The organism is Polaromonas sp. YR568 (genome assembly GCF_943371715.1).
GTDB lineage: Bacteria > Pseudomonadota > Gammaproteobacteria > Burkholderiales > Burkholderiaceae_C > Polaromonas.
Genome location: NZ_CALRVW010000017.1, coordinates 75,066 through 88,775, shown reverse-complemented (window position 1 = coordinate 88,775; position 13,710 = coordinate 75,066). Strand labels below are relative to the sequence as shown.

Below are 13,710 nucleotides of genomic sequence, written 5' to 3'. Positions count from 1 at the left end.
CCCCGCGCCAGCGCCGTGGTGGTGACCTATCTGGACACCGCCAGTGCGCTCAAGGTGCTGGCCAACATCCGTGCCCATGCGCCCACCGTGCCGGTGATTGTGCGCACGGTGGACGACCGCGACCTGGAAAAGCTGCAGGCCGCCGGCGCCACCGAGGTCGTGCCCGAGGCCATCGAGGCCAGCCTGATGCTGGCCAGCCATGCGCTGGCGCTGGTGGGCGTGCCCATGCGCCGCGTGATCCGGGTGGTGCAGGACCAGCGCGATGCGCGCTACAACCTGCTGCGCGGCTATTTTCGCGGTGCCGACGACGACACGACCGCCGATCTGGAGCAGGAGCGCCTGTCCACCGTCACGTTGCCGCTGGGCATCAAATCGATCGGCCGGCCATTGGGCGAGTTGGCACTGCACGCGACCGGTGTGCGTGTGGTCAGCCTGCGCCGCGGCGGCGGCAAGACGCTGGAAGCACTGGACACCACACGGCTCGAGGGCGGCGACACCCTGGTGCTGTCGGGCAAGTCCGAAGCCCTGGCCCTGGCGGAACAGAAACTTTTGCGCGGCTGAAGGCTCCCATGTGTATAAACCGACGACTTTTCACCGGCGCACTGCTGGCCACCCCCTGGCTGGCGGGCGCGCAAACCGAGCCGCTTGCCACCCGCCTGCGCGCCGGCGCCTGTGTGGTGTTGCTGCGCCATGCGCAGGCCGTACCCGGCATTGGCGACCCGCCGGACTTTCGGCTGGACCAGTGCAGCACACAGCGCAACCTCAGCGATGAAGGGCGCGAACAGGCCGGGCGCATCGGCCAGTGGTTCACGTCCCGCGACCTGCAGCCGCGCGCCGTCCGTTCCAGCGCCTGGTGCCGCTGCAAGGACACGGCGGACCTGGCGTTCGGCAAGCACCAGGTGTGGCCGGCGCTCAACTCCTTTTTCGGGGCCGGCGGCGGGGACACCCAGACCGCGCAATTGCGCGCTGCGCTGGGGCGCATCCCGGCGGGCCATTTCGAGGTGTGGGTCACCCACCAGGTCAACATGACGGCGTTGACCGGTGAAGGCATGACGATGGGAGAAGGCCTGGTGGTCGATGCAAAGGGCAAAATGGTGGCCCGCAGCACTTTTGGCTAGCCCCATGCCCTCCACCCGCGACGCGTTCAATTTCGGCCCCTATCTCCGCAGCCACATCCGGACCGTGCCCGACTGGCCGGCGCCCGGCGTCCAGTTTCGCGACATCACGCCGCTGCTGCAGGACCCCAAGGTGTTCCGCGTGCTGATTGACGCCTTTGTACACCGCTACATGGACCCGGCGCTGCGCCCCGACGTGGTGGCCGGGCTGGATGCGCGCGGGTTCATCCTCGGCGCGGTCGTGGCGTACGAACTCAACATCGGTTTTGTGCCGATCCGCAAAAAAGGCAAGCTGCCGTTCACCACCGTGCAGGAAACCTATGAACTGGAATACGGCAGCGCCACCGTGGAACTGCACACCGACGCCGTCAAGCCCGGCGACAGGGTGCTGCTGATCGACGACCTGATCGCCACCGGCGGCACCATGATGGCCGGGAAAAAGCTGCTGGAAAAACTGGGCGCCCGCGTCATGGAAGGCGCGGCGATTGTCGATCTGCCGGAACTGGGCGGCTCCGCCAAGCTGCGCGCCGCCGGCCTGCCGCTGTTCACGCTGGTGGATTTCTCCGGCCACTGAGCCTGCCGGTTACTATCAATTCAGTAGCTACTGACGCTCGTCCGACAAGGGCTGGATGGCGAATTGATTCTATATTTCAGGCGAAGCGGGCCACCTCGCCCGCGGCTCAGACCAGGTCGCCGTACTGCGTGGCGCTGAGCGCTGGCGCCGAAACAGGCGTATCCGGCATCTCGGTATCTTCAAAACCGGTGAGCAGGGTGTAGGAATGCGGGCCACTGCGGGTGGACACGCCTTTTTCCACCTGCACCGCGGCGCCGCTGGCGGATGCGGCCGCCAGGGCCTGCTTGAAAGCGGCCACTTCGTCGGCCTGGATGGGTTCATAACGGGACGCGGCCGGCGCCGCCACTGCCACCGCCGTTTCGGCGACAACTGCGGCAACAACAGCGACGGCCGGTTCGGGCAGGGCGGCCAGCGCGCCAGCCGTCGCCGCTGCGGGCGCGTGGTGGGGCTGGGCATGGGGGGTGCTGGGCCGGCCCACCGACACCAGCTCGTTCATGCGCCAGTACACGGCCGTCACACGGATGTCGTAACGCGACTTGGCGCTCTGCGCGATCATCACCTCGATTTCCGCCAGGCGATCGGTCTGGCCACCGAACTCCTGCGCCAGATCCATCATGACCATGAACTGGTCGCCGCGCGGATCCAGCGACAGGACCTTGAATTTATAGCTGGCCGACAGCACGCCGGCACGGATCATGGCCTCGCGCACGGCCGCATAGAGTTGCTCCCTCTTGGCGTGCCGCCGGGATTTCTGCTCGCTCCCGTGTTCGGCGGTTTTCACCGGTGCAGGCACCGAGGTCCTGGGCCGTGCGCCCGCCACCGGCCGGGTACGCTCGTCGCGCGTCAGACCCGAGCTGTCGCTGTCGGGCCGCCCCTTGCCGACAACATGGTGGGCGTTGCTGGATGAACCGGAAAACCAACTGAAAAATGACATCGCCTGGCGCCTGAAAAATGACGGCTGCTCATGCAGCGATCGGGGTGGTGTTGCAGTGTCCTGCAACGTTCATGGGTCTAGTTTACTGAGTCCTCTTGACAAGACAGTCCGCGCCGGGCGGACGGCAGGTACCACCGGTAAGTCACGGCGACAAACGCTGCAATAAATCACGCCTTGACCACCTGAGCGCCTGGCTGGCACGCGCCTTTGTGGTGACGCCACCACGGGCCAAAACCCCATGCCCTCAGGTGACCGCCACACGTTTGGGGCGGTTGTAAAGGCGCCTGGCCATCACCCCGCCCATGGCCAGACACAGTTCGAGTGCGATCGGGCTGTGCCGGTTGGACAGCTCCTTGAAACGAATCGCGGTGAGACACCAGAGCTGGCAGGCGTTGGAGGCCTGCACGGTGGCGTTGCGCGGCAGACGCGAGAAAAAAGCGCCTTCGCCCACCATGGAACCCGCAGCCACCATGGCCAGACGCACGCGGCCTTTCTCGTCCTGGTAATGCACACTCAGCGTGCCGCTCTCAATGAAGTACAGGGTCTGGTCCGCCGAACCCTGTTCAATCAGCGACTGCCCCTGCTGCAAGGCGAACGGCTGCAGGTAGCCGGCCAACACCTCCCACTGCTGCGGCGTGAACTGACAACGCAAGGCGTCGCTGGCATGGCTGTGCGCAATCGCATTGACCAGCCCCTGGATGTCAAAGCGGACCGATGTGGGGAGAGGGGCGTTCATGATGCACGGAAGATACCCTTCCCCGGGACCTTGCCGCAAGGGACGTTAACGCCCGTTTACACCTGATACAACGGCGCGGCACATCGCATCCCGCTTCAAACCACCGGGGTCCGGGCCGAAACCGTGCACCGTTAGCGTGCTACTTGCCGATGCAGAATTTCGAGAAGATCTCGCCCAGCAGGTCATCGGGCGTGAACTGGCCGGTGATGTCGCCCAGGGCATTCTGGGCCTGGCGCAGGTCTTCCGCCAGCAGGTCCAGCGCGGGCGCCGGTGCGTGTAACTGTGCGGCAGCCCGCGCAAGTTGTGTCTCGACCTGGCGCAGTGCCCGTACATGGCGCTCACGGGCCATGAACACCCCCTCGGGTGCCGCCTGCCAGCCCACCACCTGCAGCAACTGCTGGCGCAACTGCTGCAGGCCGGCGCCGGTTTTGGCAGAGATGCGCACACCGGACGAAATTTCGGCGAGCACCTCGGTATCGGCCATGTCGGATTTGTTCCAGACGTCGATCACCGGGGTATTGGCCGGCAGCCTGTCGGTGATGGCCTGCGCGATTTCGGCGTCTGCCGCGCGGTAGTTCATGGCGATGCGGAGGTCTTCGGGCGTGCGCTGGCGCGTCAGGTCATGCAGGAACAGAACGGCATCGGCGCTCTGGATTTCCGTCCAGGCGCGTTCGATCCCGATTTTTTCGACCTCATCGACCTCGGGCAGCAGGCTGTCGCGCAGGCCCGCGGTGTCCACCACATGCAGGGGGACGCCATCGATCTGGATCAGCTCGCTGACCTTGTCGCGCGTGGTGCCGGCCACCGGCGTCACGATGGCCAGCTCGGCCCCCGCCAGCGCATTGAGCAGCGAGCTTTTGCCGGCGTTGGGCTGGCCGGCAATGACGACCTTGATGCCTTCCCGCAGGATCGCGCCCTGCTGCGCACGCTGCAGCACCGTGGCCAGCGTTTGCTGCAGGCGGGTCAGCTGGCCCTGGGCGTCGGCCTTCTGCAGGAAATCAATGTCCTCCTCGGGAAAATCGAGCGTGGCCTCCACCAGCATGCGCAGGTGCACCAGCTGGTCGAGCAGCGCATGGACTTCTTTCGAAAACTCCCCGGACAACGACCGAGCCGCCGAACGCGCGGCCGTTTCAGTACTGGCGTCGATCAGGTCGGCAATCGCCTCGGCCTGCGCCAGGTCGATCTTGTCGTTGAGGAAGGCGCGTTCGGTGAATTCACCGGGCTGGGCCAACCGCAGGCCAGGGAGCTGCGGCCGGCCGGTGGCCGCATCGTTTTCTGCCGCCGCTTCCAGGCAACGTGCCAGCAGCAGCTGCAGCACCACCGGCCCGCCATGGGCCTGCAACTCGAGCACGTCTTCACCGGTGTAGGAATGCGGCGCCGGGAAATAAATCGCCAGGCCCTGGTCGATCGGCTGACCGGCTGCGTCGCAAAAAGGCAGGTAGGTGGCCTGCCGGGGTGTCAACGCACGACCGCACAAGGCCTGGACCAACGGCGCCATGGCCTTGCCTGAAATGCGGACGATGCCCACGGCGCCGCGGCCGGGTGCAGTGGTGATGGCAGCGATGGGATCGTGGTGACGGGCCAGCATGAGGGCACCATGTTAAAGGGCCGCGAAGCGGCCCTTTTTTCTGTTTACTTGAACTTCGGCAAATTGAACTGCGGCGGCACGCCCATGCGGGTGTTGATCACCCACTGCTGCGCGATCGACAGCACGTTGTTGGTGATCCAGTAGAGCACCAGACCGGCCGGGAAGAAGAAGAACATCACGCTGAAAATCAGCGGCATGAACCACATCAGCTTGGCCTGCATCGGATCGGGTGGCGTCGGGTTCAGAGCCGTCTGCAGCATGGTGGTCAGGGTCATCACGATGGGCAGGATGAAGTAGGGATCCGGCGAAGACAAATCCTTGATCCACAAGATCCAGGGCGCGTTGCGCATCTCGACCGAGCTGAGCAACACCCAGTAAAGCGCAATGAACACCGGAATCTGGATCAGGATGGGGAAGCAGCCACCCATGGGGTTGACCTTTTCGTCGCGGTACATCTTCATCATGGCCTGCTGCATTTCCTGCGGCTTGTCTTTCAGCCGCTCGCGCATTTCCATGATCTTCGGGTTGACCGCCTTCATCTTGGCCATGCTGGCGTAGGCCTTGGCGTTGAGCCAGTAGAACGCGGCCTTGAGCAGCAGCACCAGCGCCACGATGGACCAGCCCCAGTTCTGCAGGAAGCCATGCAGCTTGTCGAGCAGCCAGTACAGCGGTTTGGCCAGAATCGTCAGCCAGCCGTAGTCCTTGACCAGCTCCAGGCCGGGCGCAATGGCTTCGAGCTGTTTTTCAATCTGGGGGCCTACAAAAAACCGGGCTTCCACAGTTTTGGTGGTGCCGGGTGCGACAGCCCCCAGCGGCGTGATCATGCCCACCGCATACAGGTTGGTGTCGACCTTGCGCAGGAAGATGTCGCGCTGGACGCCGTCGGCCAGCATCCAGGCCGACGCAAAATAATGCTGCACCATGGCCACGTAGCCATTGCTCGCCTGCTTCTCGACATCGACCTTGTTTTTCTCGATGTCGCTGAATTCGACCTTCTGGTATTTCTTGGCCTCGGTGTAAAGCGCCGGACCGGTGAAGGTGGAATAAAACGAAGACTCGCCGGGCGGCTTGTTGCCGTCGCGCACCAGTTGCAGGTAAAGCTGCGGCGAGGCCGCGCTGGTACCCGTGTTGACCACGTCGTGACGCACGGTCATGTCATAAACACCGCGCTTGAGCGTATAGGTCTTGACCAGCTTGACGCCGCCGACCTCGGCCGACTCGAACTTGACTTCCAGGGTGTCCTGGCCGTCCTTAAGCGTGCGCTCGCCGGGAACAGCGGTCATCAGCGTCTTGTGGGTCGGGAAACTGCCACCCTCGGCGCCGGCAATCAGGCCGGACTGTGCCACATAGACACGCGCAGCACTTTCATCGAGCAGTACGAAGCCGGAAGACTGGTCGACCATGTCCTTGTGTTTGAGGAAGGAGGAGTGCACCAGCGTGCCGCCTTCGGTGTCGAAGGTCAGGCTCAACACGTCGGTGTTGACGACCAGGCGCTCCTTGGTGGCTGACGGCGTGCTGGCGGGCAGGGCGCCGGGGGCCGAAGCCGCCGCTGCACCGGCCACCGGGGCCGGCACGGCATTGACGCCTGCCTGGCCGGTCGGCACGCTGGCGGCACTGGCCGGCTTGCTCGCCGGTGCCGTGCTGCTCACGGCGGGGGCGGGCGACGGGAAAAAGGTGGCCTTGTGGCCATTGAAGAGCTGCCACTGGTCCCACAGCAGGACCATGGAAAAACCAAAAATCACCCACAAAATGGTACGGCGAATGTCGTTCATGACGGCTTCTTTTTAGAGGGGATCGAGGCCACAGGCGTGACCAGACGGGTGAAAAGGGAAGAACGGCCGGTCGGCGGCGGCACCGGATCGTAACCGCCGCTGCACCAGGGGTGGCAACGCGCCACACGGTAAAGCGTCAGGTAGCTGCCCCGGGCGGCGCCATGCTGCTGCAAGGCCTGCAGCGAATACGCTGAACAGGTCGGCTCAAAGCGGCACGACGATCCCAGCCAGGGGCTGAGCAGGAGGCGGTAACCCTTGACCAGGGCCACCAGGGTTTTCTGCGGCAACCGGCTGAGCGTCACCGCAGCGCGGCGAAGTGTGAACAGCGCGCTCATGCGGCCTGCGCTCCGGCCTGCATCAAGGCCTGCACTTCGCTGCGCACAGCCAGCTTGAGTGCCTCCGAGCTGGCGCTGACAAATTCCTTGCGCGAAAAGTCACGACGCAAACGGATCACCCACCCGGAACGGGACAGTCGAGGCGAAAAATCAGCGCTCACGGTGTAGATCTGTCTTTTGATGGCGTTGCGCGTGACGGCTCGTTTGGCCCAGCGTTTGGGCACCATCGCCCCGACCCAGACATCCTGAACGGGAAACAGGTCCGGCGTGTCATGGGTCTTGCTGGGCACGGTTTGCGCGTTCATGGCATCGAGCGCATTGCGGTGCAATGCGAAATGCGTTGTTCTTGCAACAATGGCGCCAGCAAGGACTGCCTGGAACTGGGGTCGGGTTTTAAGCCGCTGCACTAGCGCCAGGCGTCCGCGTAGCAATAGGCCTGCTGGACCCGGAGCTTATACAGCCAGGCGCTTGCGGCCTTTGGCGCGACGGGCCGCAATCACTGCGCGGCCGCCACGTGTTTTCATGCGTGACAGGAAACCGTGCGTACGGGCGCGCTTGACTTTGGAAGGTTGGTATGTGCGTTTCATGATGGGTCCTACAAGCTACAAAAAGCTCCCTTGTGCAGAATCTGAAAATTCTGCGATTCGATCCTGGCGGCTGTACAACACAACCAACTCTGCAAGTCAGCAGGGCCCGCAAGGCGTAAATGGTGCTTGAAAACAAGCATCACCACGGCGCGCCGACCCGCTATGAATCAGGGAAACCCACGATTATCGCAGATTTCCCAACGCTGGCAACAAGTTAGGGGCCGCATTGCCGGTAAATGCTCAGATCCCCCTGACAACGCCGGCGCCAGGCTGCGCAGCGTCAGACCGTCGCTGCCTAGGTTAAAACCCGAAGTCCTTTTTTTGTGGATAACTACGCCACACGACTACAATAACGGGTGCCAAAAATTAATAATATCCACAAGCAAAAGCATGCTGGCCAATGCGACTACCCAGCCCCCGGACACCATGCGTGAGGGAGCCGTTCACAGTTCAAGCCAGGACTTGTGGCAAAGCTGCGTAGACCATCTGGCGCAGGAACTGCCCGAGCAGCAGTTCAACACCTGGATCCGTCCGCTGGTAGCCGAGGTTGCCGGCGACCTGTCCAAAGTCACCATTCAAGTTGCCAACCGCTTCAAGCTGGACTGGATACGCGCGCAATACGCCGGCCGTATTTCCGCCCTGCTGGAGAAGGTTTCCGGTCACAGTATTCATCTTGAGTTAGCGCTCGCTCAGCGTGAACCCGGCACACGGTCTGCACCTTTGACGCGCAGCTTTGAGGGCAACGGTGTCACCGAGCCGGTTGGCCTGGGCGTTGCCGAAGACGCTGCCGGTGCGCCGTTCAAGAGCCGGCTCAACACCGCGCTGACCTTCGACACCCTGATCGAGGGCACGGCCAACCGCATGGGCCGGGCCGCCGCCATGCATGTAGCGAGCAGCCTGGGCCAGCTGTACAACCCGCTGTTCATCTACGGCGGCGTCGGTCTGGGCAAGACCCACCTGATGCACGCCATCGGCAACAAGCTGATGGCCGACAACCCGGCGGCCAAAGTTCTCTACATCCATGCCGAGCAATTTGTGTCGGATGTGGTTAAAGCCTATCAGCGCAAGACTTTTGACGAGTTCAAGGAGCGTTACCACTCGCTCGATCTGCTGCTGATCGACGACGTGCAGTTTCTCGCCAACAAGGACCGCACCCAGGAAGAGTTCTTCAACGCCTTCGAGGCGCTGCTGACCAAGAAGTCGCACATCGTGATGACCAGCGACACCTATCCCAAGGGCCTGACGGACATCCATGAGCGGCTGATCTCGCGGTTTGACTCCGGGCTGACGGTGGCCATCGAGCCGCCCGAGCTGGAGATGCGCGTGGCCATCCTGATCCGCAAGGCCGAGGCCGAAGGCACGGTCATGCCCGAGGAGGTCGCATTTTTTGTGGCCAAGAACGTGCGCTCCAACGTGCGCGAGCTCGAAGGCGCGTTGCGCAAGATCCTCGCCTACTCGCGCTTCAACCTCAAGGAAATCTCCATCCAGCTGGCGCGGGAAGCCCTGCGCGACCTGTTGTCCATCCAGAACCGCCAGATATCGGTCGAGAACATCCAGAAGACCGTGGCCGACTATTACAAGATTAAAGTCGCCGACATGTATTCCAAGAAGCGGCCCGCCAGCATTGCCCGGCCGCGCCAGATTGCCATGTACCTGGCCAAGGAACTGACCCAGAAGAGTCTGCCGGAGATTGGCGAGCTGTTTGGCGGCCGCGACCACACCACGGTGCTGCACGCCGTACGCAAGATGGCCGCCGAGCGCCAGCAGATGACCGAACTCAATCAGCAGCTGCACGTGCTGGAACAAACCCTGAAAGGCTGAATTGAATACTTTTTCAGCCACTTTCCACCGGTTTCAGGCTCGCCTGACAACCATGGGGACAACTTTTGAACAACTGATGACTTATCCACAGGGGAAGTGGATTTCCGGAAGTTGTTCATATCAAGCGGCAGGGTAGGGAGTGGTCTGACCACAAGGTTAAACAAGCGCCAAGTAGTTGATCAAAAAGAAGAAAATAGGGCTGTCCACAGAAACGGGTTGCCCTTATCTACTACTACTAATTTGAATTAAAGAAATAAGAGGTTAAGACAGTGATCGTTCTCAAAGCCACCCAGGATAAAGTTTTGTCGGTTCTGCAATCGGTCGCGGGCATTGTTGAGCGTCGGCACACGTTGCCGATTCTGGCCAACGTGCTGATCCGCAAGACGGGTTCGCAGCTGCAGCTGACGACCAGCGACCTGGAAATCCAGATCCGCACGACAGCCGAGCTGGACGGTGACACGGGCAACTTCACGACCACCGTCGGCGCACGCAAACTCATCGACATCCTGCGTTCCATGCCGAGCGACCAGACGGTGTCGCTGGAGTCGGCGCAGAACAAGCTGATCCTCAAGGGTGGCAAGAGCCGCTTCACGCTGCAGACCCTGCCGGCCGAAGACTTTCCGCTGGTGCAGGAAGCCGCCAACTTCGGCCCGAGCTTTTCGGTGCCGCAAAAGGTGCTGAAAGAGCTGTTGAACCAGGTTTCGTTTGCCATGGCTGTGCATGACATCCGCTACTACCTCAACGGCATCCTGTTCGTCGCCGAAGGCAAACAGCTGAGCCTGGTGGCCACCGACGGCCACCGCCTGGCGTTTTCGTCGGCCACGCTCGACGTCGAGGTGCCGCGCCAGGAAGTGATCCTGCCGCGCAAGACGGTGCTGGAGATGCAGCGCCTGCTCAGCGACAAGGAAGGCGCGATCGAAATGCAGTTCGCCGGCAACCAGGCCAAGTTCAGCTTCGAAGGCATGGAGTTCGTCACCAAGCTGGTCGAGGGCAAGTTCCCCGACTACAACCGCGTGATCCCGAAGAACCACAAGAACATCATCACCTTGGGCCGCGTGCCGCTGCTGGCGTCGCTGCAGCGCACCGCCATTCTGACCAGCGAAAAGTTCAAGGGCGTGCGCCTGAACATCGAGCCCGGCACCCTGCGTGTGGCGTCCAACAACGCCGAGCAGGAAGAAGCGGTCGACGAACTCGACATCGACTACGGCGGTGACGCCATCGAAATCGGCTTCAACGTGACCTACCTGATCGACGCCCTGGCCAACATGGACCAGGACATGGTGAAGATCGAGCTGGCCGATTCCAACAGCTCGGCGCTGCTGACCATTCCCGACAACGCGGCGTTCAAGTACGTTGTGATGCCGATGCGGATCTAGTGGGAAAAGTGTCATGGCGGGCCGGGCCCGCCATTCATGCAGCAAAAACCGCAGCAAGGTCGATGTGGTATGGATCCCGGATCAAGTCCGGGATGACAAACGAGGGGCTTGGGAGAGCAGCAGGCGCCAGCCCGAGATGACCGTCAGAGTAAAGACCGACCCGCTCACCAAAGCGGGTTTGGTCATTCAAGAGATTGAGAAAACTGAGTTATGACCGAAGCAAACAAACCCAACGAAGCCACTCCTGACGATGCAGGCCGTGAGATGGAGGGCGTTCATTCCGGTGAAGGCGGTGAGGGAAGCTCCAATTTCCAGCCCAAGATCGACAGCAACCAGGCCGGCGCATCCGAAGGGTATGGCGAGGGTTCGATCCAGATCCTGGAAGGCCTGGAGGCCGTGCGCAAGCGGCCCGGCATGTACATCGGCGACACCTCCGACGGCACCGGTTTGCACCACCTGGTGTTCGAGGTGGTCGACAACTCCATCGACGAGTCGCTGGCCGGCCATTGCGACGACATCATGGTCACCATCCACCTGGACAACTCCATCAGCGTGGTGGACAACGGCCGCGGCATTCCGACCGGCATCAAGATGGACGACAAGCACGAGCCCAAGCGTTCGGCGGCCGAGATCGCGCTGACCGAGCTGCATGCCGGCGGCAAGTTCAACCAGAACAGCTACAAGGTCTCGGGCGGGCTGCACGGCGTGGGTGTGAGCTGCGTGAACGCGCTCTCAAAAATGCTGCGCCTGACAATCCGCCGCGAAGGCAAGGTCCATGTGATGGAGTTCTCCAAGGGCTTTGTGCAGAACCGCATCATCGAGAAGGTCGGCGACGTCGAAGTTTCGCCGATGCAGGTGCTGGGCGACACCGACAAGCGCGGCACCGAAGTCCACTTCCTGCCCGACACCGACATCTTCCAGCAGAACAACGATTTCCACTACGAAATCCTGAGCAAGCGCCTGCGCGAGCTGAGTTTCCTGAACAACGGCGTGAAGATCCGCCTGAAGGACGAGCGCAGCGGCAAGGAAGACGACTTCGCCGGCGCCGGCGGCGTGACGGGTTTTGTCAATTTCATCAACAAGGGCAAGACTGTCCTGCACCCCAATGTGTTCCACGCCATGGGCGACCGCCAGAGTGACCAGAACACCAACATCGGTGTGGAAGTTGCCATGCAGTGGAACAGCGGCTACAACGAGCAGGTGCTGTGTTTCACCAACAACATCCCGCAGCGCGACGGTGGCACCCACCTGACCGGCCTGCGCGCGGCGATGACGCGCGTCATCAACAAGTACATCGACGACAGTGAAATTGCCAAGAAGGCCAAGGTCGAGGTCACGGGCGACGACATGCGTGAAGGCCTGACCTGCGTGCTCAGCGTCAAGGTGCCCGAGCCCAAGTTCTCCAGCCAGACCAAGGACAAGCTGGTCAGCTCCGAGGTGCGCGGCCCGGTCGAGGACATCGTCAGCAAGCTGCTGCACGACTACCTGCAGGAACGCCCGAACGACGCCAAGATCATCGTCGGCAAGATCATCGAGGCTGCGCGAGCGCGTGAAGCCGCCCGCAAGGCGCGCGACATGACGCGCCGCAAGGGCGTGCTTGACGGCATGGGCTTGCCCGGCAAGCTGGCCGACTGCCAGGAAAAAGACCCGGCACTGTGTGAAATCTACATCGTCGAGGGTGACTCCGCCGGCGGCTCCGCCAAGCAGGGCCGCGACCGCAAGTTCCAGGCGATTCTGCCCTTGCGCGGCAAGATCCTGAACGTGGAAAAAGCGCGTTACGAAAAGCTGCTGACCAGCAATGAAATTTTGACGCTGATCACCGCGCTGGGCACCGGCATCGGCAAGGCCGGCGGCACCACCGGCAACGACGACTTCAACGTCGCCAAGCTGCGTTACCACCGCATCATCATCATGACCGACGCCGACGTGGACGGCGCGCACATCCGCACCCTGCTGCTGACCTTCTTTTACCGCCAGATGCCCGAGCTCGTCGAGCGCGGTCACATCTACATTGCGCAGCCGCCGCTGTACAAGGTCAAGTCGGGCAAGGAAGAGCAGTATCTGAAAGACGGCCCGGCCCTCGACAGCTTCCTGCTGAAGATCGCGCTGAAAGACGCCACGGTGTTGACCGGTGCCGACCCCGCTAATGGCCAGGGCACGCTGCTGACCGGCGACACGCTGGCCGAGCTGGCGCGCAAGCACCAGCTGGCCGAGTCCGTCATTGCCCGCCTGCGCGGCTACATGGACGCCGAAGCGCTGAAAGCGATTGCCGACGGCGTGGCGTTGAACCTGGACACGGTGGAAGACGCCGAACGGTCAGCCGCCTCGCTGCAGGCCCAGTTGCCAACCGCCGAAGTGGCCGGCGAGTTCGACAGCCGGAACGACAAGCCCATCCTGCGCATCAGCCGCCGCCACCATGGCAACGTCAAGAGCAGCGTGCTGACACAGGACTTTGTGCACGGCGCCGACTACGCCGCACTGGTGGAAGCCGCCGTGACCTTCAAGGGCCTGATGGGCCAGGGCGCCAAGGTGACACGCGGCGAGGGCGAGCGCCAGAAGGAAGAAAAAGTCGAGACCTTCCGCGACGCCATGGCCTGGCTGATCACGCAGGCCGAAGGCGCTACCGCACGCCAGCGCTACAAGGGTCTGGGCGAGATGAACCCGGCACAGCTGTGGGAAACCACCATGGACCCGACCGTGCGCCGCCTGCTGCGTGTGCAGATCGACGACGCGATCGAAGCCGATCACGTGTTCACCATGCTGATGGGCGACGACGTCGAGCCGCGCCGCGAGTTCATTGAAACGAATGCGCTGCGCGCCGCGAACATCGACGTGTAAGAGGTGGTGATGGCCGGCACGACATTGCTGGCTT

General features: G+C 62.7%; 13 protein-coding genes. 6 read left to right on the top strand and 7 right to left on the bottom strand.

What is annotated here, in order from left to right; all coding sequences use genetic code 11:
• The 3 genes from AAG813_RS13510 to AAG813_RS13500 all read left to right on the top strand — a co-directional run.
• Nucleotides 1-561, top strand: a 561-nt coding sequence (locus AAG813_RS13510) for a TrkA C-terminal domain-containing protein (protein WP_341916062.1), incomplete at its 5' end; no start/stop codon positions are given.
• A gap of 8 nt (nt 562-569) precedes the next feature.
• Nucleotides 570-1,118, top strand: coding sequence for a histidine phosphatase family protein (locus AAG813_RS13505; RefSeq protein ID WP_341916061.1), 549 nt, complete (start codon nt 570-572; stop codon nt 1,116-1,118).
• A 4-nt stretch (nt 1,119-1,122) separates the two neighbouring features.
• Nucleotides 1,123-1,689: an adenine phosphoribosyltransferase gene (locus AAG813_RS13500; RefSeq protein ID WP_341916060.1), complete on the top strand. Its 567-nt coding sequence runs from the start codon at nt 1,123-1,125 to the stop codon at nt 1,687-1,689.
• A 106-nt stretch (nt 1,690-1,795) separates the two neighbouring features.
• Here AAG813_RS13500 and AAG813_RS13495 read toward each other — a convergent pair whose 3' ends face one another.
• The 7 genes from AAG813_RS13495 to rpmH form a co-directional block, all read right to left on the bottom strand.
• The gene (locus AAG813_RS13495; protein ID WP_341916059.1) at nt 1,796-2,623 is read right to left on the bottom strand and encodes a hypothetical protein; all 828 of its coding nucleotides are present in this window, start codon (nt 2,621-2,623) and stop codon (nt 1,796-1,798) included.
• Between the two features lie 244 nt (nt 2,624-2,867).
• The gene (locus AAG813_RS13490) at nt 2,868-3,359 is read right to left on the bottom strand and encodes a cyclic nucleotide-binding domain-containing protein (protein WP_341916058.1); all 492 of its coding nucleotides are present in this window, start codon (nt 3,357-3,359) and stop codon (nt 2,868-2,870) included.
• A 139-nt stretch (nt 3,360-3,498) separates the two neighbouring features.
• Complete coding sequence (gene mnmE / locus AAG813_RS13485; RefSeq protein ID WP_341916057.1) at nt 3,499-4,947, bottom strand: tRNA uridine-5-carboxymethylaminomethyl(34) synthesis GTPase MnmE; 1,449 nt, start codon at nt 4,945-4,947, stop codon at nt 3,499-3,501.
• A gap of 44 nt (nt 4,948-4,991) precedes the next feature.
• Entirely contained in the window at nt 4,992-6,719 is a 1,728-nt protein-coding gene (gene yidC, locus AAG813_RS13480) for a membrane protein insertase YidC (RefSeq protein ID WP_341916056.1), read from the bottom strand.
• Nucleotides 6,716-7,006: a membrane protein insertion efficiency factor YidD gene (yidD, locus tag AAG813_RS13475; RefSeq protein ID WP_341916068.1), complete on the bottom strand. Its 291-nt coding sequence runs from the start codon at nt 7,004-7,006 to the stop codon at nt 6,716-6,718. Before yidD ends, yidC begins: the two co-directional genes overlap by 4 nt.
• Before the next feature lie 44 nt (nt 7,007-7,050).
• Complete coding sequence (locus AAG813_RS13470) at nt 7,051-7,461, bottom strand: ribonuclease P protein component (RefSeq protein WP_341916067.1); 411 nt, start codon at nt 7,459-7,461, stop codon at nt 7,051-7,053.
• Nucleotides 7,462-7,506: 45 nt separating this feature from the next.
• Complete coding sequence (gene rpmH / locus AAG813_RS13465) at nt 7,507-7,641, bottom strand: 50S ribosomal protein L34 (RefSeq protein WP_077595646.1); 135 nt, start codon at nt 7,639-7,641, stop codon at nt 7,507-7,509.
• 426 nt (nt 7,642-8,067) lie between these two features.
• Here rpmH and dnaA point away from each other — a divergent pair, with 426 nt between their 5' ends.
• From dnaA to gyrB, 3 genes are all read left to right on the top strand, one after another.
• Nucleotides 8,068-9,462 carry a chromosomal replication initiator protein DnaA gene (gene dnaA, locus AAG813_RS13460; protein ID WP_341916066.1) on the top strand — a complete coding sequence of 465 codons (1,395 nt, stop codon included), beginning with the start codon at nt 8,068-8,070 and terminating at the stop codon, nt 9,460-9,462.
• Between the two features lie 269 nt (nt 9,463-9,731).
• Complete coding sequence (dnaN, locus tag AAG813_RS13455; protein WP_096670883.1) at nt 9,732-10,838, top strand: DNA polymerase III subunit beta; 1,107 nt, start codon at nt 9,732-9,734, stop codon at nt 10,836-10,838.
• A 264-nt stretch (nt 10,839-11,102) separates the two neighbouring features.
• Nucleotides 11,103-13,676 carry a DNA topoisomerase (ATP-hydrolyzing) subunit B gene (gyrB, locus tag AAG813_RS13450; RefSeq protein ID WP_341916065.1) on the top strand — a complete coding sequence of 858 codons (2,574 nt, stop codon included), beginning with the start codon at nt 11,103-11,105 and terminating at the stop codon, nt 13,674-13,676.
• Nucleotides 13,677-13,710: the final 34 nt, after the last annotated feature.

Bases quoted from the DNA above. Each gene is read 5' to 3' on its own strand.
- AAG813_RS13505 (WP_341916061.1), top strand. From the start codon at position 570: ATGTGTATAAACCGACGACTTTTCACCGGCGCACTGCTGGCCACCCCC.
- AAG813_RS13500 (WP_341916060.1), top strand. From the start codon at position 1,123: ATGCCCTCCACCCGCGACGCGTTCAATTTCGGCCCCTATCTCCGCAGC.
- AAG813_RS13495 (WP_341916059.1), bottom strand. From the start codon at position 2,623: ATGTCATTTTTCAGTTGGTTTTCCGGTTCATCCAGCAACGCCCACCAT.
- AAG813_RS13490 (WP_341916058.1), bottom strand. From the start codon at position 3,359: ATGAACGCCCCTCTCCCCACATCGGTCCGCTTTGACATCCAGGGGCTG.
- mnmE (WP_341916057.1), bottom strand. From the start codon at position 4,947: ATGCTGGCCCGTCACCACGATCCCATCGCTGCCATCACCACTGCACCC.
- yidC (WP_341916056.1), bottom strand. From the start codon at position 6,719: ATGAACGACATTCGCCGTACCATTTTGTGGGTGATTTTTGGTTTTTCC.
- rpmH (WP_077595646.1), bottom strand. From the start codon at position 7,641: ATGAAACGCACATACCAACCTTCCAAAGTCAAGCGCGCCCGTACGCAC.
- dnaA (WP_341916066.1), top strand. From the start codon at position 8,068: ATGCGTGAGGGAGCCGTTCACAGTTCAAGCCAGGACTTGTGGCAAAGC.
- gyrB (WP_341916065.1), top strand. From the start codon at position 11,103: ATGGAGGGCGTTCATTCCGGTGAAGGCGGTGAGGGAAGCTCCAATTTC.